Below are 22,789 nucleotides of genomic sequence, written 5' to 3' on the forward strand. Positions count from 1 at the left end.
AACTCACGGGAGCTTCAAGTGGACGCTACACATCACAAGGAGGGCCGCGGCCCTCTCAATCCCGGCCGCCGCATGGTGCTGGCCGGCTTGCTGTCGGCTTCGGCCGCGGCGCTGATTCCCTGGGCGCTGGCCGAACCGGTCGCCAATGCGGAGCAGGGCGCCTTCCTGGGCGTGTCGGCCATGCTGGTGGGGCGGCAAGTGCTCGACCCCGTGCTGGCCAGGCGCCTGTATGACGCGCTGGTGGCGCAGGATACGGCCTTCCCGGCGAAGGTGCGCGCGCTGCTGGCGCTGATCAATGCGCAGGGTTTGCAGGCGGCCGGCCTGCAGGAAGCGCTCGACGGGCTCGACCCGGCCCAGTCGCCGCTGGCCGCCTTGCCGCGCCAGATCGCCAGCGCCTGGTACCTGGGCATCGTCGGCACGGGCGAGGCGGCCGTCTGCGTCGCCTACGAGCAGGCGCTCAACGCGGCCGTCGTGGCCGACGTGCTGAAACCTCCCACGTATTCCTACGGCGCCTACGGCAGCTGGGCCAGAAAACCAATTTAAGGAGCCATCATGGCTGAAGAACTCTCTGCCGATTACCTCGTGATCGGTTCCGGCATCATCGGCTCCCTGGCTGCGCGCAAGCTGGCGCTGGCCGGTGCCTCGGTGCTGATCCTGGAAGCGGGACCGCGCGTGTCGCGCGGCGAAATCGTCGCCCGTTTCCGCAATACGACGCGCCGCAGCGACTGGATGTCGCCGTATCCGTCCGTCGCCACGGCGCCGCACCCGATCTACCAGCCGACCGATAACGGCTACCTGGTGCAGGCCGGCCCGTATCCATACCCGGCCGAATACATTCGCCAGTTCGGCGGCACGTCGTGGCACTGGGCCGCGCAGGCGTGGCGCAATGTGCCGAACGATTTCCGCATCCATACCCTGTATGGCGTGGGCGTCGACTGGCCGATCAGCTATGCAGACCTGGAACCGTTCTACCAGGAAGCGGAAGAGATCATGGGCGTCTCGGGTGCCGAGAACACGGGTTCGCCGCGCAAGCAGGCGTTTCCGATGGACCCCGTGACGGAGCCGTACGCCATGCGCCGCATCCGCGAGCGCCTCGACCCTGCGTTCAAGGTCGTCGGCAACACGGTGGCGCGCAACAGCGTCAGCTACGATGGCCGCCCGGCTTGCTGCGGCAATAACAGTTGCCAGCCGATCTGCCCCATCGACGCGCAATACCACGGCGGCATCGCCGCGCAGCAGGCGGAGGACGCGGGCGTGAAGATCGTCTGCAACGCCAACGTCTACAAGCTGGAACACGACGCGCAGGGCCGCATCACGGCCGCGCTGTACTACGACGTCGACAAGAAAAGCCACCGGGTCACGGCCAAGACTTTTATCCTCGCCGCCAACGGCATCGAAAGCCCCCGCTTGCTGCTCGTTTCCGCCTCGGACAAATACCCGAACGGCCTGGCCAACAGCAGCGACATGGTGGGCCGCAACCTGATGGACCATCCGAGCACCTCGATCACCTTCGACGCCGATGAAGACTTGTGGCTGGGCCGGGGCCCGCAAAGCCCCAATTCCATCAACACCATGCGCGACGGCGACTTCCGCAGCGAGCACTCGCCGTACCGCCTGGATTTCACGAACATCTCGCGCGTCGACGGCGCCACCAGGGAATTGATCGGCAAGGGCGTGTTCGGCGAGGCATTCGAGCAGCAGCTGCGTTTCCGCTCGGCCCGCGAAATGAGCCTGAAAAACGTGCTGGAAGTGCTGCCGAACCCGGAAAACCGCATTGCCTTGAGCAGCGAAAAGGATGCCATGGGCATCCCCAAGCCGCAGGCGCACTATTCGATCGACGAGTATACGAAGCGTGGCCACGAGCGCTCTAAGCAGGATTTCGAACAGATCGCCAAGCTGATGGGCGGCACCAATCTGCGCCACAGCAAGGAAGGCGTGTTTGCCAACAACCAGCACATCTGCGGCACCCTGTCGATGGGTTCCGACCCCGCCAAGGCCGTGTGCGACCAGTGGGGCCGCACCTTCGACCACGCCAACCTGTTCCTGTGCAGTACCGGCGTGCTGCCCACGTCCGGCACCTGCAATTCGACGGAAAACGGCCTGGCCGTTGCGCTGCGCACCGTCAAGCACATCCTCGACGAACAACAGGGAGGCACAGCATGATGGCGGCCTTCAGACTGACGGCGGGCGCCGTCTTGCTGTCCCTCGCGGCCATGCCCGTGCTGGCGGCCGACAAGGCCGTGCCCGATGCGGCGGCGATCGAACGCGGCCGCTACCTGGCCACGGCCGGCGACTGTATCGCCTGCCATAGCGTGCCTGGCGGCAAACCGATGGCGGGCGGGCTGTCCCTGGCGACGCCATTGGGCGCCATTGTCGCCACCAATATCACGCCGTCGACAACGCACGGCATCGGCAACTACACGCTCAAGCAGTTTTCCGACGCCGTGCGCCATGGCGTGCGGGCCGACGGCGCCAACCTGTACCCGGCCATGCCCTACACGGCCTACGCCAAGGTGACGGACGAGGATACGGCGGCCCTGTATGACTACTTCATGCACGGCGTGGCGGCCGTGGATGCGGCGCCAGCGCAAAAGACGGACTTGCCGTTCCCGTTCAACATCCGCCTGTCGATGGCGGGCTGGAACATGCTCTTCCTCGACAAGAAGCCCTTCGTCGCCGATACGGCGAAAAGCATGGAGTGGAACCGGGGCGCCTACCTGGCGCAAGGCCTGGCCCACTGCACCACCTGCCACACGCCGCGCAATGCGCTGATGGCCGAACAGCTGTCGAAGGAGCTGGGAGGCGCTGACCTGGGCACCTGGCATGCGCCGAACATCACGTCGGATATCAACAGCGGCGTGGGCGGCTGGAGCCAGCAGGAACTGGTCGATTACCTGCGCACGGGCCGCACCGCCAACAAGGCGCAGGCCGCGGGACCGATGGCCGAAGCCATCGACCATAGCCTGAAGCACCTGAGCGACGCGGACTTGCACGCCATCGCGCACTACGTCAAGAGCGTGCCGGCCATCCGCGACAAGGCCGACACGCAGCCGGTGACGCAGTGGGGCAAGGCGGGCGACGAGCTGGCCAGCATCCGCGGCGTGCCGCTGCCGCAAAACCTGAACAAGATGTCGGGTGCGCAGCTGTACGATGCGCAGTGCGCGAGCTGCCACCAGGCCAGGGGCGAGGGCAGTTTCGACGGCAGCCTGCCGCCGCTGTTCCACAATTCGGTGACGGGCCGCAGCAACAGCAACAACCTGGTGATGGCCATCCTCGATGGGGTGGAGCGCCAGGATGGCAAGGGGAATCATGCTGCGGGACACCTGATGCCCGCCTTCCGCCAGACCCTGTCGGACGAGCAGATCGTCACCCTGGGCAATTACGTGCAGAAGATGTACGGCAATCCCGCCATCAAGGTGACGGCAGAGCAGGTGACGACCCTGCGCAACGGCGGCGCGCCGTCCAACCTGATCGGCCTGGCCCGCGCGGGCATCATCGTCGGCGTGCTGGTGCTGCTGGCATTGCTGCTGTGGTGGCGGGGACGCCGGCGCAAGCAGGCGTAGAAGCAGTCGCGAATAACAGGCGCTGAAGTACAGACGCTGAAGTACAGGCAGGGGCCGGGCTGAATAGTCCGGCCCCTTTTTCATGCCCCAAAATTGCAACTGGTTTGCATCTGTGTAAATTATGTACTATCATTAGTTACATGAGACGCGACAGCAAACTATCATCGATCCTCCATGTGCTGCTGCACATGGCCCACGCGGGACGCCCGATGACGTCCGAGGAACTCTCCGCTTACCTGGATACCAATCCCGTGCTGGTGCGGCGCGTGATGGCCGGCTTGCGCGAGCGGGGCTATGTGGCTTCGGTCAAGGGGCATGGCGGCGGCTGGCGCATCGTCTGCGACCTGCACCGCGTCACGCTGCACGACATTTACGTGGCCGTGGGGTCGCCCACCGTCTTCGCCATGGGCAACCGCGTCGATCAGCCGGGCTGCCTGGTCGAGCAGGTGGTCAACCAGTCGCTGGCCGGCGCCTTCGACGAAGCCGAGGCGCTGCTGATCCGGCACTTTGGCGCCGTTACCCTGGCCGACCTGGCCGAACGTTTCAGCCAACAATACGCCACACACCAAGGAGCACCGCATGACCATTCCTGAATCCCAGGGCGGCGCCACGCCTGCCGCGGCATTCGACGCCCCGTTCGACGTCATCATCGTCGGCGGCAGCTACGCGGGCCTGTCGGCCGCCACGCAACTGGCGCGCGCCCGCCGCCGCGTACTGGTGGTCGACGGCGGCCGCCGCCGCAACCGCTACGCCAGCCATTCCCACGGCTTCCTGACCCGCGACGGCAGCGGGACGGCCGCCATCGCGGCCGAGGGCAAGGCGCAACTGCTGGCGTATGCCACCGTCACTTGGCTGGATGGCACGGCCGTGCAGGCAGCGGCCAGCAGCGCTGGCGATGGCTACGACGTGACCCTGGCGGACGGCACGCTCGTGCGGGGCCGCCGACTGGTGCTGGCCACCGGGGTGATCGACGAATTGCCGCCCGTCGATGGCCTGGCCGAGCGCTGGGGCGGCAGCGTCTTCCACTGCCCGTATTGCCACGGCTATGAGCTGGAGCAGGGCGCCATCGGCGTGCTGGCCACCGGCCCCCTCTCCATGCACCATGCGCTGATGCTGCCCGACTGGGGCACGGTCACTTTTTTCCTGAATGGCGCGTTCGAACCCGATGGCGCGCAGCTGGAGCAGCTGGCCGCCCGCGGCGTCACGGTGGTGCGCGCGCCCGTGGCGCGGATCGCCGGCGTGGCCGACGTGGTCATGCAGGACGGCAGCCGCCATGCGATGGCTGGCCTGTTCGTGGCGACCCGCACCCGCCTGGCCAGTTCCCTGGCCGGTGAGCTGGGCTGCGCGTTGGAAGAGGGGGCCATGGGGCCGTTCGTGCGCACCGACGAGCAAAAGGCCAGCAGCGTGCCTGGCGTCTTTTGCTGCGGCGACGCGGGGCGCATGGCCGGCAGCGTGGCGTTCGCGGTGGCCGATGGCGCCATGGCTGGCGTGGCAGCGCACCGCTCGCTGATGTTCGGACTGACCCCGGCGGCGTAATGCCGGGGCCGTGGTGCGTGCTGGCGCTCAGGCGGCAAAACCGCCATCGATCTTCAGCCCTGCACCCGTGACGAACGCGGCTTCCGGGCTGGCCAGGTAAGCGACCATGCCGGCGATTTCATCGGCCGTGCCGTGGCGGGGCAGGGCCATCAGACCGTGCATCAGGTCGGCGAAGTCGCCCGTCGGCGGGTTCATGTCCGTGGCGACGGGGCCTGGTTCCACGTTGTTGATAGTGATGCCGCGCGGACCCAGGTCGCGCGACAGGCCTTGCGTCAGGCCGCTCAGCGCCGATTTGCTCATGGCGTAGGCGGCCGCCCCGCCGAACGGCATGCGGTGCGCATTCGTGCTGCCGATGTTGATGATGCGCCCGCCCGTCTGCATGTGGGCCACGGCTGCCTTGATGGCCACGAACACGGCGCGCACGTTGACGGCCACGGTCTTGTCGAAGTCTGCCAGCGAAAAGTCGTCGATGGCGCCGGGCAGGAATACGCCGGCGTTGTTGACGAGGATATCGACGCGGCCAAATTGCGCCGCCACCTTGTCGATGGCCGCCGTCAGGGCGGTGGCGTCAGCCGCATCGGCTTGCACGCCCAGGGCCTTGCCGCCGCTTGCCTCCACCGTGGCGGCCAGCGCCTGCGCTTCGGCGGCCGAGCTTTGATACGTGAAGACGACGTTGGCGCCTTGGCTGGCCAGGCGGCGCACGATGGCGGCGCCGATGCCGCGCGAGCCGCCCGTCACAAAAGCGATCTTGTCTTGCAGTGGCAGGGAGGTGCTGGTGGCGGTTTGGGTTTGCATGGTGTGCTTTCTAAGTGAGGAATCGAGGAGTTCAGTATCTGCCTTTCATTCCTGCCGCGCTAGCCATGAATCGCTACAATCACTTTCAACCATTGGTATCAGCTGAGCGGGTAGAATAGGCGCATGGACGCCCTCAATCACTTGCAATCCTTCGTGCTGTCTGCCGAGTTGGGCAGCTTTTCCGCCGCCGCGCGTCGCCTGGGACTGACGCCGGCAGCCGTCAGCAAGAACGTGGCGCGCCTGGAAGCGAGCCTGGGATTGCGGCTGTTCCAGCGCAGCACGCGGCGCCTGACCCTGACGGAAGGGGGCGAGCGTTTCCTGCAGCAGATAGGCGGCGCCCTGTCCACCCTGCGCGAGGCGATCGCCGGCGTGGCGGAAGAGGGCGGCCAGCCGGCCGGCATCCTGAAAATCAGCATGGCGCCGTCGTTCGGGCGCAGTTACGTGGTGCCACTGCTGGGCGACTTCATCGCGCGCCACCCGGGCGTGGTGCCCGACTGCCATTTCGACAACCGGCAAGTCGACTTGATCGGCGAAGGCTTCGATGTCGCCATCGGCGGCGGCATCGAGCTGACGCCGGGCGTGGTGGCGCGCGAGCTGGGTCACGCCCACATCGTCGCCACGGCGTCGCCCGCCTTCATGCAGGGCAAGGCCATGCCCAGGCATCCGTCGGACCTGGCGCAATTCGATGGCGTGGCGCGCCGTTCTGCCGGCAGCGGCAGGTTGCGCAGCTGGATATTGCGCGACGGCGCGGGCGGCGAAGGCGTGGCCGAATGCCGGCCGCGCGCCATCTTCGACGACCCGGAAGCGATGGCGCAGGCAGCCATCCTGGGCGTCGGCGTGGCGCTGCTGCCCATGCCGCACGCGCTGGCCCACTTGCGCAGCGGCGCGCTGGTACGCCTGCTGCCAGGCTGGCACGCCGATTCCGGCCCCCTGTCCGTGTACTATCCCAGCAAGAAACTCTTGCCCGCGAAGACGCGCGTGTTCGTCGATTTCCTGCTGGAGCAGTTCCGCCAGCGCGATTTCGCCGCGCAGATGCGGCCCGATTAACCGATAAAGAATTCCGATGCATAGCAATTACAGCCTGTTTTACACCTTCGACGGCAACCGGCCGGCCCGCTTCCGGGAAGCGCGCGTCTTCGGCACGACCGTCTGGACGGCCAGCGGCACGGCCATGACCTGGGGCGAGGAGACGCGCAACGACTACGCCAGCGAAGCCGAAGCGTACGCCGTCTACCTGGCGCATGGCCGGGCCGCGCTGGCCGACGGCTACGTGCTGGCGCGCGAAAGCGTCATCGACCCGGCCGTCTTCGATTTCGCGCTGCTGCAAACCCTGGTGGCGGATGCCGCGCGCCTGGCTGTCGAAGCCGCGCGCCGCGCGCATCCCGACCAGCACATCGACGCTTTCGCGCTGGTGAGCGACGACGGCGCCATGACCATCGGCCCCATGGCCAACAGCCGCGAAGCGCTGGCCGCCTCGGAATACGGCGAGGAAATGCTGTGGAATCCCGCCGAATGGGCTTTCGAGGACGGCGGCGAATATTTTGACAGCGCCTACCGATTGCTGCTGCAGGCGCACCGCGACTTGCCGTTCGACGTCGATTTCGCCGCCTTGCGCAGCGGCGTGTTCGACGCCTGCATCGCGGCGCTGGCGCGGCTTGACGCCGAGGGGGTATTCGGCACGGGCGCCCAGCGTGACGAGAGCGTGCTGCTGTTCGAGGTCAGCGACAGCGAACCGGTGGAAGGCGCGATGGCGCGTTTGAATCCGCCGGCGGTGGTGGCGCGGTTCGAGGCGTGGATGGCCAGCTGGGCCGACTAGGTTCTAGGCCGCCACCAGCCTGAGCCTCGTAATCTCCGCCGGCGCGCCTATGCGTTTCGGCGGCCCCCAGTAGCCCGTGCCGCGGCTCACATAAATCCACAGGCGGCCTTGCCGGTGCAGGCCCGCCACGTAGGGCTGTTGCAGCGGCACGAACAGGTTCCACGGCCAGAACTGGCCGCCGTGCGTGTGGCCCGACAATTGCAGGTCGTAGCCGGCCGCTTCCGCCTCGGGGGCGCTGCGCGGCTGGTGCGCCAGCAGGATGCGGGGGATGCCGGCCGGCGCGCCGGCGATGGCCGCTTGCGGGTCGCTTTTCTGCGCCGGATCGAAGGCGGTCGCGTTGAAGTCGGTGACGCCGGCCAATGCCAGGCGCGCGTCGTCGCGGTCGAGGACGACATGTTCATTCATCAGCACGCGCAAGCCCAGGCGGCGAAATTCCGCCACCCATGGCGCGGCGCCCGAATAGTATTCGTGGTTGCCCGTGACGAGGAAGACGCCGTGGCGCGCGCGCAGCTCGCCCAGCGGCGCCGTGTGGCTGCCCAGTTGCGCCACCGTGCCGTCGACCACGTCGCCCGTGATGGCGATGAGGTCCGCCTGCAAGCAGTTGGCGCGCGCGACGATGGCCTGCACGTAGGCGCGCTTGATGGTGGCGCCCACGTGGATGTCGCTCAGTTGCACGATGGTATAGCCCTGCAGGGCGGCCGGCAGGCCCGCGATGGGCACGTCGACCTCGCGCACGCGCGCCACCCGGCGGGCGTTGATGAAGCCGACGACGGTGGCCAGCAGCGCCAGGAGCAGCACAAGCACGGCGGATGCCTGCGCGTGCGGGCGGGTGGCAGGAATCAGCATCAGCAGTGCGCGCAGCGCGGTCAGCACGAACAGCGAGGAAAAAAAGCCCATGCACAGCGAACCGGCCCAGCTCAGACGGTCGGCCAGGCGCGCATCGTTGGTGACGGCGCGGGCGAAGATGGTCATCGGCATGAGCATGGTCGACGCCAGCAGGACCAGGCCGCCCAGCAGCCAGCCGGCCAGGCCGACGGGGAGCGACGGCAGCAGCAGCCAGCCCAGGAGGGCGTGCAGGGCGCCCAGTATCATGGTGATGCGCAGCAGCGGCGTGCGGGTTGTCATGTCATGCTTCCAGAGGTGAGGCGGCCGCCGATTATAGCCGACGCCTTGGCCGCAGGCAGCCGCCACCCCGCTCAGGGGGCGATATGCAATCCCAGCATGGCCAGCTTGCCGAAATCGACGGGTTTGGCGAAGTGTTCGTTGAAACCGGCCTGCAGGGCCGCCTGGCGGTCGTGTTCCTGGCCGTAGCCGGTCAGCGCGACGAGCAGGAATTGCTGCGGTATCGGCAACTGGCGCATTTTGACGGCCACGTCGTAGCCGCTCGTGTCGGGCAGGCCGATGTCGAGAAAGACGATGTCGGGCTTGAATTCCAGCGTGCGCTCGGTGGCTTGCGCGCCCGTGTAGGCCGTGCGCACCATGTGGCCGTACATTTCCAGCAGTTCGGCCAGGGTGTCGGCCGCATCGCGGTTGTCGTCGACGACGAGGATGCGCTGGCTGCCGCCGGTGGCGGCCAGCGGCGCCGGCACGGCCGCCACCGGCACGTTGGCGTCGAGCGGCAGCAGGACTTCGAAGGTGCTGCCCAGCCCTACGCCGGGGCTGCGCACGCTGACCTGGCCGCCGTGCAGGGTCACCAGGTTGCGCACCAGCGACAGGCCGATGCCCAGGCCATCCTGCACCCGGTCTGGCGAGTGGCCGCTCTGCTCGAACAGGCCGAAGATGCTGTCGATGCTGGCAGCGGCGATGCCGATGCCGTTGTCGCTGAGGCGGATGCGCACATTGTCGCCTTCGCGTTCGGCGGTAATGGCGATGCGCCCGCCCGGCGCCGTGAACTTGGCCGCATTGAGCAGCAGGTTGGCGACGATCTGCGACAGGCGCACGGCGTCGCCGCAGACCCACAGTTCTTCCCGGGGCAGGTTCACGTCCAGCGCATGGCCGCGCGCCTCGATGCTGTGCGAACTCGTTTCCAGCGCGCTGCGGATGACGCTGGCCAGGCTTACGCTTTCCCATTGCAGCGAGATTTTGCCCTGCGAAATGCGCGACACGTCGAGCAGGTCGTCCACCAGGCGCACCAGGTGATCGGTATGGCGGGCGATGGTGCGGCGCGCATTGTCCTGCGCGGCCGGCACGACGGGGTCGAGCTTGCACAGCAGGGCCAGCGCCGTGCGGATCGGGCCCAGCGGGTTGCGCAATTCGTGCGCCAGGGTGGCCAGGAATTCATCCTTGCGGCGGTCCACGTCGCGCAGCGCGCGCTCGACCCGGCCCAGGCGCAGCAGGGCCTTGACGTTGGCGATCAGCTCATCGGCCTCGATGGGCTCGACCAGGTAATTGTCGGCGCCGCCGTCCAGGGCGCGGATCTTATCGGCCGTGCCGATGCAGGAAGCCGACGTTTGCAGCACCAGGATGGTGTTCGTCTCGGCGCCGCCCTTCAACTGGCGGCACACCTCCAGGCCGTTGATGTCGGGCAGCTTGACGTCGAGCAGGATCAGGTTGGGGCGGTCGTGGCGGGCGCGCAGCAGCGCGTCGCCACCGTTCGACGCTTCGATGACCTTGAAACCGGCGCGTTGGAGGATGCGTGACTTGGCGTAGCGTGCGCCGTCGCTGTCATCGACGTTCAGGATCAGAGCATCGCTGTTGTTATCCGGTAGCATGCGCATTGTCCCAGGTGGTTGTGCCTTGCGGCGGAACCGGCTCTTGCCGGTGGTGTGGATTGCCGATCAGCGCGCGCAGGGTCGCCAGTAATTGCTGGCGCGGCAGCGGCTTGACGTAGTAGGCGTCGGCGCCCAGGGCCAGGCCCTTGCGCACGTCGTCGATCTCGGTGGCGACGATGACGGGCACCTGGCGCCGCAGCGGGTCGTTTTTCAGCTCGGCCAGCCAGTGCCAGGCCGTTTCACCGTGCAGCAGGATATCGAGGATGACGGCGGCGGGGCGCTGCTGTTCCCAGCGCTCCTGCGCCTCGCGCACGCTGCGTGCGGGGACGACGCGAAATTCGCTGCCGGCCAGGAATTTTTCATACAGCAGGCGCACGGGCGGATTGTCTTCCACCACCAGCACGGCGATGCGCTGGTCGTTGCCATTGTCGTTGGCTGGCGCGCACGGGGGCAGGCTGCCTTCGGGCGCGTGGTAGCTGGCGGGCAGGACGACGGAAAACAGCGAGCCGTGGCCCGGCGTGCTTTCCACGCTCACCGTGCCATTGAGCAGGGTGGCCAGGTTGCGGCACAGGGGCAAGCCCAGACCCGTGCCCTTGACCTTGCGCTGCATGTGGTTTTCCACCTGGCTGAATTCCTCGAAGATCATCTGCACGTCTTCGGCGGCGATGCCCAGGCCCGTGTCGGAGACGGAAAAGCGGATCGCGTCCTGTTCCGGCAAGGGCGTGGCGCTGACGATGATGGCGCCCGCTTCCGTGAACTTGAGGGCGTTGGAAATGAAGTTGCGCAGGATTTGCGACAGCTTGCCTTCATCCGTGTGGATATGCAGCGCCGGATCGGGGTCGATGAAGGTCAAGGTGAGCGCATCGGACACCAGCAGCGGGCGCAGCATGCCGCGCAGGGCGCTGAACAGGTCGGCGACCTGGAAACTGTTGGCGTGCACATCGACCTTGCCCGCCTCGATCTTGGCCAGGTCCAGCAAGTCGTTCACCAGGTCGCTCAGGCTGACGGCGCTTTGCAGGATGAACAGCACCTGCTTTTCCTGTTCCTCCGACAGCTCGCCGTCGATGCGGTCGAGCAGCAGCTTGGACAGGGCGCGGATGGAGCTGAGCGGCGTGCGGAATTCATGGCTCATGTTCGACAGGAAGCGCGATTTCATCTGGTCGGCGCGGCGCAGGTGGTCGGCTTTTTCGTCCAGTTCCGCGAACAGCGCCACTACGCCGCGGTTGGTGTCTTCCAGTTCGCGCGTCAGCTGCAGCAGGTCGTCCTGCCGCGTCTTCAGTTCGGCCAGGGTGCTCAGCAGCTCGCGGTTCTGCTGCTGCACTTCCGACAGCGTGATGTCCGACGGCAGCGCCTGCAGGCCGCCGGACAGCGTGCCGATCTTGCCGCCGTCGAGCAGGGGCGCGTCGCGCGGGAACAGCTTGTGCAGGGTGATCTGCGTGCCGTCGCCTGGCGCGCTGCGGATATGGCAGCGGTCCATCAGGCGCTGGGCGCCCAGGATGCCCAGGCCCATGCCCGTCGGCGAGCGGTAGGTGCCGGCCAGTATCTGGTCGAGCTGCGCGATGCCGGGGCCCTGGTCCTCGATGCGGATGCTGAGCACCTGCGGCGCCGTCTGGCCATCGATGGCGAAATGCACCTTGCCGCTGCCGGCGTAGTTGTAGACGTTGCGCGCCAGTTCCGACACGGCCGTGGCGATGCGCACCTGGTCCTGCACGCCGAAGCCGCACAGGGCGGCGATCTGCCGCGCGCGCTGGCGCGCGCCCACCACATCGAGTTCGCTGCCGATATGGGCCGTCAATATGCGTCGTGTCATGTTGTTTCGCTCCTTTCCCCCGTCACGGCCTGCTGTTCCTCATGCTCGCGCAGCACCACCACCGTGACGTCGTCGCGCCCGCGCGCAAAGTCGCGGTACAGCACGGCGGCGACGAGGCTGGGGTGGCAGTGCGCCAGGCCCGGATACTGTTCCAGGTCCCAGCGCGTGTGCAGGCCGTCGCTATGCATGATCAGTGTTGCGCCAGGCTGCCACGGATAGCAGAATTCCTGCACCTTGCGCAGGTTGCTGCCGACGATGCCGTTGTACGACAGCAAATGCCGGCGCTGCCGCGCATCGAAGGCGCAGGCGGCGATATTGCCCACGCCCGCGTAGCGCAACTGGCGGCGCGCGCTGTCGATATGCGCCAGGGCCAGGGCCGCGCCGCGCGTGGCGCGCAGGGCGCCGTTGGCCAGCTCGATGAAGGGGGCGGGCAGCGGCGGCAGTCCCGGCGTGTCGTGTTCCAGCAGGGCGCTGGCGCGTTCCGAGGCGCGCGCCGCCAGCGGGCCGTGGCCCAGGCCGTCGGCCACCATCAGGCTCAGTTCATGGCCTTCGCAGACCACGTTCCAGGCATCGCCGCATACCTGTTCCGAGGCCAGCGGCAGGCAGACCGCGCCGATCTGCCAGTTCGGGCTGGCCGGGATGGCGCTGCTGGCGTTCGGCCCCCAGACCACCATCATCAGCACCGTGCCCTTGCCGGGCGCCGTGTACAGGTCGAATTCCTGGCTCAGGCGGCGTATCGCGCCCAATCCCACGCCGTAGGTGCCCGTGGTGGAATGGCCATCCTGCATGTGCTGGCGTACATTCGCCATGCCGGGGCCGTTGTCGATGGCCAGCACTTCGATGCCGCTGGTGCCGCCGCGCAGCACCTTGCGCAGCAGGATTTCGCCGCGCTGCGCGTGCTTGACGATGTTGGTCGCCGCTTCGCTGATGATGATGGCCAGCTGGCCCGTGCGCACGTCGTCGAAGCCGATGTGGCGCGCCAGTTCGTTGCCGGCGCGGCGGGCCGTGGCGATTTCGCTCGGTTCGCCGACGGAAAAACGGCGTTGCCTGGCAATGTCAGGGGCTTGCTCGAGGTGGTTCAAAACAGCTTCCATTTCGCGATGGTGACAGTGGTGCCCGCACCGGGCGCCGTGTCGATGTGAAAGGCGTCGGCCAGGCGCTTGGCGCCGCCCAGCCCCAGTCCCAGCCCGCCGCCGCTGGTATAGCCATCGGTCAGCGCCAGGGGAATATCGTCGATGCCCGGTCCCGCATCGACAAAGCGCAGTTCCAGTCCCTGGCGCGCGCCATCGCTGACGCGCGCGATGCGCGCTTCGCCGCCGCCGCCGTAGCGCAGGGTGTTGCGCGCCAGTTCGCTGGCCGCCGTGATGATCTTGGTCTGTTCGATCAGGCCAAAACCCATGGCGACCATGCTGTCGCGTACCTGCTTGCGCAGCCGCACGACGTCTTCGTCGCTGTGCAGGGGCAGAATCTGCTGCACTCCGGCCTGCGCCCGCTCCTGTGCCTGCGCGCCTAGCACGGCGCCCCCGTCATGCGCATGCGCCGCCCCGTTCCAGCAGCTTGATCCCCCGTTCCACGTTCAGGGCCGTGCTGACGCCTTCCAGGGTCAGGCCCAGTTCCACCAGGGTGATGGCGACAGCCGGCTGCATGCCGACGACGACGGTGCGCGCGTCGAGGATTTTCGCCATCGCCGCCGTGTTGCTGATCATGCGGCCGATGAAGGAATCGACGATGTCGAGCGCGGAAATGTCGATCAGCACGCCCGTGGCGCGGTCTGTCACGATGCGGGTGGTCAGGTCGTCCTGCAAGGTCATCGCCAGGCGGTCGTGCATGTCCACCTGGATCGTCACCAGCAGCAGCCGGCCCATGCGTAAAATGGGGATTCTTTCCATAGGCGCCTCAGTGTGCTTGCTGCTGGTAGGTGATGCTGGAGCCCGTGCGCTTCAGGGCCACGACGAAGGCGTCGGCCAGCGTAGCCTTGGTCATCACGTCTTCCAGGTTCACGCCCAAGTGCACGATGGTTTGCGCGATCTGCGGGCGGATGCCGCTGATGATGCAGTCGGCACCCATCAGGCGCGCGGCGGCGATGGTTTTCAGCAGGTGCTGCGCCACCAGGGTGTCGACGGTGGGCACGCCCGTGATGTCGATGATGGCGATCAGCGCGCCCGTGTCGACGATCTTTTGCAGCAGGCTTTCCATCACCACCTGCGTGCGGGCGCTGTCGAGGGTGCCGATCAGGGGCAGGGCCAGCACGTTTTGCCACAGCTGCACCACGGGCGTGGACAGTTCCAGCAATTCCTGCTGCTGGCGCAATATCACCTGTTCGCGCGCCTTCTGGTAGATGGCGATGGTGAGCAGGCCCAGCTCGTCGAACAGCTTGCTGGTGCTGACGATGGCGTCGCCCAGTTCCTGCGGCTGCGCCGTGATTTCCTGGCGCAGGTAGGCGAACAGCGGTTCCTTGAGCGAGAACATGAAGCTGGCCGTGTCGATCGGCGAATAGCCCTGGCGCACGCGCGACTGCGATATTTCCGCCAGCAGCTGGCGCGTGTCGTCCCAGGCGCCGCCTTCGATGTCGAACGAGTCGCCGTTTTCCAGCGCGCCCGCCAGCAGCGGCAGGAATTGTGATGCCTGCTGGCGCAGCTCGTTTTCGGCGATCTTGTCGCGCCGCACCAGGCGGGCGATCAGGCCGGCCATCCAGCCGTCCAGCAATGCCGTGTGGTGTTCGTTGATGATGCCGGCCAGTTGCTGCGCCTGGCTTGTACCCGTCTTGACCGTGTCCGTCTTCATACTCATGCTCATCCTTGGCTGGAGTGGAGGGTGCGGCGCGGCCGTAAACGGGCACGCGCTGTGATGAATAAATTATAGGCAGGCGTGGCCATAGCTTGTGTTCTGTGCCGCACATAGTGGCGCATGTCGATGTACATTCTTGTGGGAAACATTGGCGTCTTTAAAGATGCATGTAGTTTGCATGTTTAAGCGAATTCCGCTACACTGGGAACACTCAACAAGAGAAAAACATCATGAATATCGACAAATTCAAACAGCAGCACCTGGCCATCCTGGCCGCCATCGATGATTTGCGCCAGCTGGCGCGCGGCGGTGTCGGCGCGCAGGCGCAGGCCATTGCCGACCAGATCATCGCCATGAGCGGCTTGATCAAGCTGCACCTGGCCGTCGAGCAGCGCTACCTGTATCCGGCCGCGCAAGCGTGCGGCGTGGCCGAGGTGGCCCGGCTGGGACGCCAGTACGAAAACGAGATGCACGGCATCGCCGGCGCCTACCTGGATTTTGCCGGCCGCTGGAATACGCCCGTGCGCCTGGAAGCCGAACCGGAAGCCTTCCGCAGCGAAGCCAATACCGTGCTGCACGCGCTGTTCCAGCGCATGCGGCGCGAAGACCACGATCTGTATCCCGCCATTGAATCGCTGGCCTGACACCGCTTACTAATAGATACACTAATAGATACACAGGAGTTTTACATGCTGACCCAAGAACAACGCGCCATCATCACGGCCACCGTCCCCATCCTCGAGCAGGGAGGCGAAGCGCTGACCCGCCATTTCTACAAGAATCTGTTCCGCGACCATCCCGAAGTGCTGCCGTACTTTAACCAGGCGCACCAGCACAGCGGCGACCAGCAGCGCGCGCTGGCCAATGGCGTGCTGATGTATGCCAAGAATATCGACAAGCTTGCCGCGCTGGGCGACCTGGTGGCCACCATCGTCAACAAGCACGTGGCCCTGCAGATTCGCGCCGAGCACTATCCGCTGGTGGGCGCCAGCCTGCTGCAAGCCATCCGCGAAGTGCTGGGCGAAGAAGTGGCCAGCGACGCCGTCATCGATGCCTGGGGCGCGGCTTACGGCCAGCTGGCCGACATCCTGGCCGGCGAAGAAGGGCGCATCTACAAGGCGCAAGCGGCCGCGCCAGGCGGCTGGAGCGGCGCGCGCGATTTTTTAGTGCGCAGCAAGAGCGTGGAAAGCGCCGAGATCACGTCCTTCCTGCTGGCGCCGGCCGATGGCCAGCCCGTGCTCGACTTTGCGCCAGGTCAATACATTGGCGTGGTGGCCACCGTCGATGGCGTGCCCATGCGCCGCCAGTATTCCCTGTCGGCCGCCAGCAATGGCCAGACTTACCGCATCAGCGTCAAGCGCGAAGAGGGCGGCAAGGTATCGAATTTCTTCCACGACCACGTGCAGGCGGGCGACACCGTGCAGCTGACGCCGCCATCGGGCGACTTCGTGCTGACGGAGAGCGACAAGCCGCTGGTGCTGATCAGCGGCGGCGTGGGCATCACGCCCACCCTGGCCATGCTGACGGCGGCCCTGCGCGGCAAGCGTCCCGTGCACTTCATCCACGCGGCGCGCAACCACGGCGTGCATGCATTCCGCGCGCAGATCGATGCACTGGCCGCGCAGCACCCGCAGCTGCAGCGTTATTACTGCTACGCGGAACATGGCGGCGAACACGATGCGCCGGGCGCCGCCGCGCCGGATGCCGTCGGCTTGCTGAATAAAGAGCAGTTGAATAACTGGCTGCCGGTCTCGCGCGACGTCGATGCCTACTTCCTGGGGCCGCAGCCATTCATGCGGGCCGTCAAGCAATACTTGCGCGAGCTGGGCGTGCCGGAACAGCAGACGCACCACGAGTTCTTTGGACCGGCTGCCGCACTGAACTGATTTTTTGCCCGCCTTGTGTTGTCCCTGCGAGAAAAAACGCTGCCGTAAGGGGCGGGTAAGCCTCGCACTGTACTGTGAGTCCAAGCTCGAAAACAACAGAGCAGCTTTTACATAACAGGAGGCAACACAATGCATGACGATCTCGTTCAAAAAATCAAGAGCGACCCCAACTATCACCAACTGGTCAAGGTGCGTTCCCGCTTCGGTTGGGCGCTGACGGGCCTGATGATGCTGGTGTACTACGGCTACATCCTGCTCATCGCCTTCAACAAGGAATTCCTCGCCACTAAGACGGGCACCGGCGTGATGACCTGGGGCATGCCGATCGGCCTGTTCGTCATCGTGTTTACCGTGCTGGTCACGGGCATCTATGTGCGCCGCGCCAACAAGCAATTCGACGACCTGAGCAACGCCATCCAGGCACGGGTGCAAGCATGAACGGCACCACATTGACGCAACGCAAACTCGCCTGCCTGGCAAGCCTGGCCTTGCTGGCGGGCGCCAGCAGCAGTGTGCTGGCGGCCGGCGCCGACCTGGGCCAGGCAGTCAAGCAACCGACCAACTGGACGGCGATCATCATGTTCGCCGCCTTCGTCATCTTCACGCTGTTCGTCACCAAGTGGGCGGCCGCGAAGACCAAGTCGGCTTCCGATTTCTACACGGCCGGCGGCGGCATCACGGGCTTCCAGAATGGCCTGGCCATCGCGGGCGACTACATGTCGGCCGCTTCCTTCCTCGGCATTTCCGCCGCCGTCTTTTTGAACGGCTACGATGGCCTGATCTACGCCATCGGCTTTCTCGTCGGCTGGCCCGTCATCACCTTTTTGATGGCAGAGCGCCTGCGCAACCTGGGCCGCTTCACCTTTGCCGACGTGGCCGCCTACCGCTTCAAGCAGGCGCCGATCCGCATTTTCTCCGCGTCCGGCACCCTGGTCGTCGTGGCCTTTTATCTGATCGCGCAGATGGTGGGCGCGGGCCAGCTGATCAAGCTGCTGTTCGGCCTGGAATACTGGATCGCCGTCGTCCTGGTCGGCACCCTGATGATGATTTACGTGCTGTTTGGCGGCATGACGGCCACCACCTGGGTACAGATCATCAAGGCCGTGATGCTGCTGGGCGGCGCCACCTTCATGGCCGTGGCCGTGCTGGCGCAGTTCAACTTCAGCCCGGAAGCGCTGTTCGCCAAGTCGGTGGACGTGCACGCCACCAAGGAAGCCATCATGGGCCCCGGTTCCTTCATCAAGGATCCTATTTCCGCCATTTCGTTCGGCATGGCGCTGATGTTCGGCACGGCCGGCTTGCCGCACATCCTGATGCGTTTCTTCACGGTGCCCAGCGCCAAGGAAGCGCGCAAATCCGTGTTCTGGGCCACCACCTGGATCGCCTATTTCTACATTCTGACCTTCATCATCGGCTTTGGCGCCATCGTGCTGGTGAGTACCAATCCCGAGTTCAAGGATGCCGCAGGTAAATTGCTGGGTGGCAACAACATGGCGGCCGTGCACCTGGCCAAGGCCGTGGGCGGCAATGTCTTCCTCGGCTTCATGTCGGCCGTCGCGTTTGCCACCATCCTGGCCGTCGTGGCGGGCTTGACCCTGTCGGGCGCGTCGGCCGTGTCGCACGACCTGTATGCCACCGTCATCAAGAAGGGCAAGGCCACGGGCGCCAATGAATTGAAAGTGTCGCGCGTGACGACGATCGTGCTGGGCATTATCGCCGTGGTGCTGGGCATCGCCTTTGAAAAGCAGAACATCGCCTTCATGGTTTCGCTGGCTTTTGCCATTGCCGCCTCGGCCAACTTCCCCGTGCTGTTCATGTCGGTGCTGTGGAAGGATTGCACCACGCGGGGCGCCACCATCGGCGGCTTCCTGGGCTTGATCACGGCCGTCGCGCTGACGGTGGTGTCGAAGTCCGTGTGGGTCGACGTGCTGGGCCATGGCGAAGCGCTGTTCCCGTATGCCTCGCCGGCGCTGTTCTCGATGACGGCCGGCTTCGTCGGCATCTGGCTGTTCTCGGTGCTCGACAAGAGCCCCCGCGCACGCATCGACCGCGCCGGTTACGAAGCGCAGCAAATGCGTTCGGAAACGGGCATCGGCGCGGCAGGCGCCAGCGCGCATTGATGTAAACAGGAGTTGCTGAAGGAAACAATGCCCGGTTCGCCGGGCATTGTTGTTTTTGGCGCGCTTACTTTGCCACGCGCAGGGGGATGACGCCCGCCGCCAGCGCCGGCGCGCCCGGCGTCGCGTCGAGTATCGATGCCAGGGTCACCGTGTCGAGCACGGCGAGGAAGGCGGCCGTGGCCTGGCCCAGCTTGGCCTTCAGCAGGCAATCGGGCGTGAGCGGACAGGTATTATTTTCCTTGTTGAAACATTCCGCCATGAAAAAATCGTTTTCCGTTTCGCGCACGACGGTGCCGATATTGATCTCGGCCGGGTCGCGCGCCAGGCGCAGGCCGCCATTTCTCCCACGCACCGTTTCCACGATGCCCGACAGGCCCAGCTGGTGCACCACCTTCATCAAATGATTTTTCGAGATGGAGTGCAGGTCGGCAATGTCCTGGATGGTCACGAGCCGGTCGCGGTGCACGCCCAGGTACATCAGGGTGCGCAGGGTGTAGTCAGTGTAGGCAGTCAGTCGCATGGGAGAAGGGAGTAAAACACCCGACAAACCTGCTGCGCGTCGCGACTTGCGGCCTCCGATGCTCACTGTGCATCCGCACAGTTCCGCTTCTCGGCCACAACTCACATCCGCTCGCTACGGTTTTGTCCGGCGTGTGAAAGATGTGGATTACATCCTTGTTTCAGCCGCCAGCATACAGGAGAGCGCCGGCCATGTGTGTTGCGCCGTCACTTTTCAGCCTCGAAAGACAAAAGTTGATTGCCTTTCGCTTAAATGCGTAGTAAATTTTCATATTGTTGCCCTGGCAAACAGCTCGTAAGCCCTTGTCGGCCCTTTGGATATGATTTTTATTGATGGAAATCAAGAGGATGGTGAAGCAATAAGGTAAATTTACTACAAATTCGACGATGGGCGTTTCCCGGGCCGGGAAGCGCGTACTACGCAATCTGTGCGGTGCCGCCGTGGCCGCCCCAGGAAATGAATACCATGCAAATGAATGAAGTGAAAGACGAGCTGCTGAGCAGCGATATCCGCCAGCTGGGCCGTCTGCTGGGCGACGCCATCCGCAACCACCTGGGCGACCCCGCCTTCGAACGCATCGAACATGTGCGCCAGCTGGCCATCCGTTTCCGCCGCGACAATGATGAAGCGGCGCGCGCGCAGCTGTCGGACGCGCTGCAAGCGCTGTCGCAGGAAGAAACCACGCAATTGACGCGCGCTTTCAGCTATTTCTCGCTGCTGGCCAATATTGCGGAAGATCAACATCACATCCGCCGCACGCGCGCCCATCTGATCGCCGGCTCGCCGCCGCGCCAGGGTAGCCTCAGCCATGCCGTCGGCAATGTGTTTGACGCGGGCAAGGCCGATGCGCTGGAAACGTTCTTCGAAGATGCATTCGTCAGCCCCGTTTTCACGGCGCATCCGACGGAAGTGCAGCGCAAGAGCATCCAGAATTGCCAGATGGCTATCGCGCGCCTGTTGAGCGAGCGCGACCGCGTGCAAATGACACCGGAAGAAGCGGAACAGAACGAAGAAGCGCTGGGCCGCGGCATCGTCACCCTGTGGCAGACGCGCCTGCTGCGCACGAGCAAGCTGTCCGTCATGGATGAAGTGGCCAATGGCCTGTCGTTCTATGACCACACGATCTTGCGCGAATTGCCGAAATTGTATTCCTCGCTGGAAACCATGCTGGCCCAGCGCGATGCCCGCTGGGAAGATGCGGAATTGCCCAATTTCATGAAGGTCGGCAGCTGGATAGGCGGCGACCGCGACGGCAACCCGTTCGTCACGGCCGACATCCTGCGCAGCACCCTGCAGACGCAGGCCGACAAGGTGCTCGATTTTTACCTGGGCGAATTGCGCAAGCTCGCTTCGCAACTGTCGCTGGCGCAAATACTCAATGCCTGCAGCGAGCCGCTGCGCGCGCTGGCAGAACGCTCGGCCGACGCCTCGCCGCACCGGGTCGACGAGCCGTACCGCCGCGCCTTGCACGGCATCCATGCGCGCCTGGACGCCACGCGCGTCGTGCTGTCCGGCAAGGGCAAGCAGGCAGACGGCGTGCAGCCTTACGCCGCGGCTGCTGACCTGCTGGCCGACCTGGACGTGGTCCAGCATTCGCTCGTCAGCAATGGCTTGCGCGCGCTGGCCCGTGGCCGGCTGCGCCAGCTGCGCCGCGCCGTCAAGGTGTTCGGCTTTTCGCTGGCGCCGCTCGATCTGCGCCAGAATTCCGACGTGCACGAGCGCGTCGTGGGCGAACTGTTCGCGGGCGCCCAGCCTGGCCTCGTCTACCTGGACCTCGATGAAGAGCAACGCATCAGCTTGCTGTTGGCCGAGCTGGAGTCGCCACGCCTGCTGACGTCGCCGTATGCGCAATACTCGGAGGAAACGACGTCCGAACTCGACATCTTCCGCGCCGTGCGCGCAGCCCATGTCAAATATGGCAAGGAATCGGTACCGAACTGCATCATTTCCAAGGCGGCCAGCGTCTCGGACTTGCTGGAAGTAGCCTTGCTGCTCAAGGAAGTGGGCTTGCTGCGCCAGGACAGCCGCGAAGTGGACGTCAACATCATCCCCCTGTTCGAAACCATCGACGACTTGCGCGCCGGCCCCGCCATCATGGCGCGCGCCTTTGGCTTGCCGTTCTACCGTGGCCTGCTCGAATCGCGCGCGGACCAGCAGGAAGTCATGCTCGGTTACTCGGACAGCAACAAGGATGGCGGCTTTTTGACGTCCGGCTGGGAACTCTACAAGGCCGAGATCGAGCTGGTGACGGTCTTCAAGGAATATCACATCAAGCTGCGCCTGTTCCACGGCCGCGGCGGTTCCGTGGGACGTGGCGGCGGACCCAGCTACGAAGCCATCCTGGCCCAGCCGGCCGGCGCCGTGCAGGGACAGATCCGTTTGACGGAGCAGGGCGAAGTCATCACGGCCAAGTATGCGAACCCGGAAGTAGGGCGCCGCAATCTGGAAGTGCTGGTGGCCGCCACCATCCAGTCGACCCTGCTGCCGCAGGCGCAATTGCAACCGAAAGCTTCGGCCGGCGCGGGCCATTTGGCTGCCATGGAAGAGCTGTCCGGCACGGCCCTGAACGCCTACCGCGACCTCGTGTATGGCACGGAGGGCTTCGAGCAGTATTTCTGGGAATCGACGGTGATCGCGGAAATTGCCGCGCTGAATATCGGCAGCCGTCCCGCCTCGCGCAAGAAATCCACGTCCATCGAGGATTTGCGCGCCATTCCCTGGGTCTTGAGCTGGGCGCAATGCCGTTTGATGCTGCCGGGCTGGTTCGGTTTCGGTTCCGCCGTGCAAGCCTACCTGGCCGCCCATCCGGCCGACGGGGCAGACGTGCTGCGCGGCATGTACACGGACTGGCCTTTCTTCACGTCCCTGCTGTCGAACATGGATATGGTGCTGGCCAAGAGCGACATCGCCATCGCCGGCAAGTATGCGGAACTGGTCAAGGACAAGGCCTTGCGCGACGCCATCTTCACGCGCATCCGCGCCGAATACGCGGCCACGCTGGACGCCTTGAAGCTGATCACGGGCCAGGAAGAGTTGCAGCAAGCCAATCCGCTGATGCAGCGCTCGATACGCAACCGTTTCCCGTATATCGACCCGCTCAACCACGTGCAGGTGGAATTGCTGAAACGCTTCCGCGAGGGCAAGCAGGACGCGGCGGCGCGCACGGGCATCCATTTGTCGATCAATGGTATCGCGGCGGGACTGAGAAATAGTGGTTAAGTAAGTCATTCAAACAATATCAAGGA

General features: G+C 65.4%; 21 protein-coding genes. 12 read left to right on the forward strand and 9 right to left on the reverse strand.

Annotated elements, in window-relative coordinates; translation table 11 throughout:
* Positions 1 to 18 precede the first annotated feature (18 nt).
* The 5 genes from O0879_RS02895 to O0879_RS02915 all read left to right on the forward strand — a co-directional run bounded on the left by O0879_RS02895 (position 19) and on the right by O0879_RS02915 (position 5,099).
* Complete coding sequence (locus O0879_RS02895; protein WP_251348491.1) at positions 19 to 543, forward strand: sorbitol dehydrogenase family protein; 525 nt, start codon at positions 19 to 21, stop codon at positions 541 to 543.
* A 9-nt stretch (positions 544 to 552) separates the two neighbouring features.
* A complete protein-coding gene (locus O0879_RS02900; RefSeq protein ID WP_289914532.1) occupies positions 553 to 2,163 on the forward strand; it encodes a GMC family oxidoreductase in 1,611 nt (536 codons plus the stop codon).
* The gene (locus O0879_RS02905) at positions 2,160 to 3,563 is read left to right on the forward strand and encodes a cytochrome c (RefSeq protein WP_289914533.1); all 1,404 of its coding nucleotides are present in this window, start codon (positions 2,160 to 2,162) and stop codon (positions 3,561 to 3,563) included. Before O0879_RS02900 ends, O0879_RS02905 begins: the two co-directional genes overlap by 4 nt.
* A gap of 140 nt (positions 3,564 to 3,703) precedes the next feature.
* Positions 3,704 to 4,156, forward strand: a complete 453-nt coding sequence (locus O0879_RS02910) for an Rrf2 family transcriptional regulator (RefSeq protein ID WP_289914534.1) — start codon at positions 3,704 to 3,706, stop codon at positions 4,154 to 4,156.
* Complete coding sequence (locus O0879_RS02915) at positions 4,143 to 5,099, forward strand: NAD(P)/FAD-dependent oxidoreductase (protein ID WP_289914535.1); 957 nt, start codon at positions 4,143 to 4,145, stop codon at positions 5,097 to 5,099. The genes O0879_RS02910 and O0879_RS02915 overlap by 14 nt, the downstream gene beginning before the upstream one ends.
* A gap of 27 nt (positions 5,100 to 5,126) precedes the next feature.
* Here the strand turns inward: O0879_RS02915 and O0879_RS02920 are convergent, their stop codons facing one another.
* A complete protein-coding gene (locus tag O0879_RS02920; RefSeq protein ID WP_289914536.1) occupies positions 5,127 to 5,894 on the reverse strand; it encodes an SDR family oxidoreductase in 768 nt (255 codons plus the stop codon).
* A 123-nt stretch (positions 5,895 to 6,017) separates the two neighbouring features.
* Here O0879_RS02920 and O0879_RS02925 point away from each other — a divergent pair, with 123 nt between their 5' ends.
* Both O0879_RS02925 and O0879_RS02930 read left to right on the forward strand, forming a co-directional pair.
* Positions 6,018 to 6,941, forward strand: coding sequence for a LysR family transcriptional regulator (locus tag O0879_RS02925; protein WP_289914537.1), 924 nt, complete (start codon positions 6,018 to 6,020; stop codon positions 6,939 to 6,941).
* A gap of 16 nt (positions 6,942 to 6,957) precedes the next feature.
* A complete protein-coding gene (locus O0879_RS02930; protein ID WP_289914538.1) occupies positions 6,958 to 7,710 on the forward strand; it encodes a DUF4303 domain-containing protein in 753 nt (250 codons plus the stop codon).
* A 3-nt stretch (positions 7,711 to 7,713) separates the two neighbouring features.
* Here the strand turns inward: O0879_RS02930 and O0879_RS02935 are convergent, their stop codons facing one another.
* The 7 genes from O0879_RS02935 to O0879_RS02965 all read right to left on the reverse strand — a co-directional run bounded on the left by O0879_RS02935 (position 7,714) and on the right by O0879_RS02965 (position 15,021).
* Positions 7,714 to 8,835: a metallophosphoesterase gene (locus O0879_RS02935; RefSeq protein ID WP_289914539.1), complete on the reverse strand. Its 1,122-nt coding sequence runs from the start codon at positions 8,833 to 8,835 to the stop codon at positions 7,714 to 7,716.
* Positions 8,836 to 8,906: 71 nt separating this feature from the next.
* A complete protein-coding gene (locus O0879_RS02940; protein ID WP_289914540.1) occupies positions 8,907 to 10,421 on the reverse strand; it encodes a response regulator in 1,515 nt (504 codons plus the stop codon).
* The gene (locus O0879_RS02945; RefSeq protein WP_289914541.1) at positions 10,408 to 12,231 is read right to left on the reverse strand and encodes an ATP-binding protein; all 1,824 of its coding nucleotides are present in this window, start codon (positions 12,229 to 12,231) and stop codon (positions 10,408 to 10,410) included. The genes O0879_RS02940 and O0879_RS02945 overlap by 14 nt, the downstream gene beginning before the upstream one ends.
* Positions 12,228 to 13,313: an ATP-binding SpoIIE family protein phosphatase gene (locus tag O0879_RS02950; protein WP_289914542.1), complete on the reverse strand. Its 1,086-nt coding sequence runs from the start codon at positions 13,311 to 13,313 to the stop codon at positions 12,228 to 12,230. The genes O0879_RS02945 and O0879_RS02950 overlap by 4 nt, the downstream gene beginning before the upstream one ends.
* Complete coding sequence (locus tag O0879_RS02955) at positions 13,310 to 13,747, reverse strand: ATP-binding protein (protein ID WP_289914543.1); 438 nt, start codon at positions 13,745 to 13,747, stop codon at positions 13,310 to 13,312. The genes O0879_RS02950 and O0879_RS02955 overlap by 4 nt, the downstream gene beginning before the upstream one ends.
* A gap of 10 nt (positions 13,748 to 13,757) precedes the next feature.
* Positions 13,758 to 14,120 carry an STAS domain-containing protein gene (locus tag O0879_RS02960; protein WP_099667758.1) on the reverse strand — a complete coding sequence of 121 codons (363 nt, stop codon included), beginning with the start codon at positions 14,118 to 14,120 and terminating at the stop codon, positions 13,758 to 13,760.
* A gap of 7 nt (positions 14,121 to 14,127) precedes the next feature.
* On the reverse strand, positions 14,128 to 15,021 hold the full coding sequence (locus tag O0879_RS02965) for an STAS domain-containing protein (RefSeq protein WP_289914544.1): 894 nt from the start codon (positions 15,019 to 15,021) through the stop codon (positions 14,128 to 14,130).
* Between the two features lie 227 nt (positions 15,022 to 15,248).
* On the opposite strand from O0879_RS02965, the gene O0879_RS02970 reads away from it, so the two are divergent.
* The 4 genes from O0879_RS02970 to O0879_RS02985 all read left to right on the forward strand — a co-directional run bounded on the left by O0879_RS02970 (position 15,249) and on the right by O0879_RS02985 (position 19,024).
* Positions 15,249 to 15,662, forward strand: coding sequence for a hemerythrin domain-containing protein (locus O0879_RS02970; RefSeq protein WP_099667760.1), 414 nt, complete (start codon positions 15,249 to 15,251; stop codon positions 15,660 to 15,662).
* 45 nt (positions 15,663 to 15,707) lie between these two features.
* A complete protein-coding gene (gene hmpA / locus O0879_RS02975; protein WP_289914545.1) occupies positions 15,708 to 16,904 on the forward strand; it encodes an NO-inducible flavohemoprotein in 1,197 nt (398 codons plus the stop codon).
* Positions 16,905 to 17,033: 129 nt separating this feature from the next.
* Positions 17,034 to 17,342: a DUF485 domain-containing protein gene (locus O0879_RS02980; RefSeq protein WP_099667762.1), complete on the forward strand. Its 309-nt coding sequence runs from the start codon at positions 17,034 to 17,036 to the stop codon at positions 17,340 to 17,342.
* Positions 17,339 to 19,024 (forward strand): cation acetate symporter, encoded by a 1,686-nt coding sequence (locus O0879_RS02985; protein WP_289914546.1) that lies wholly within the window; start codon positions 17,339 to 17,341, stop codon positions 19,022 to 19,024. The genes O0879_RS02980 and O0879_RS02985 overlap by 4 nt, the downstream gene beginning before the upstream one ends.
* 64 nt (positions 19,025 to 19,088) lie before the next feature.
* On the opposite strand, the gene O0879_RS02990 is transcribed toward O0879_RS02985, so the two are convergent.
* Positions 19,089 to 19,544 carry an Rrf2 family transcriptional regulator gene (locus tag O0879_RS02990; protein ID WP_251348507.1) on the reverse strand — a complete coding sequence of 152 codons (456 nt, stop codon included), beginning with the start codon at positions 19,542 to 19,544 and terminating at the stop codon, positions 19,089 to 19,091.
* 465 nt (positions 19,545 to 20,009) lie between these two features.
* Between O0879_RS02990 and ppc the strand changes: the two genes are divergently transcribed.
* On the forward strand, positions 20,010 to 22,763 hold the full coding sequence (ppc, locus tag O0879_RS02995) for a phosphoenolpyruvate carboxylase (RefSeq protein ID WP_289914547.1): 2,754 nt from the start codon (positions 20,010 to 20,012) through the stop codon (positions 22,761 to 22,763).
* Positions 22,764 to 22,789 lie beyond the last annotated feature (26 nt).

Origin of the sequence: Janthinobacterium sp. SUN120 (assembly GCF_030397735.1) — a bacterium.
GTDB classification, from domain to species: Bacteria; Pseudomonadota; Gammaproteobacteria; order Burkholderiales; family Burkholderiaceae_D; genus Janthinobacterium; species Janthinobacterium kumbetense.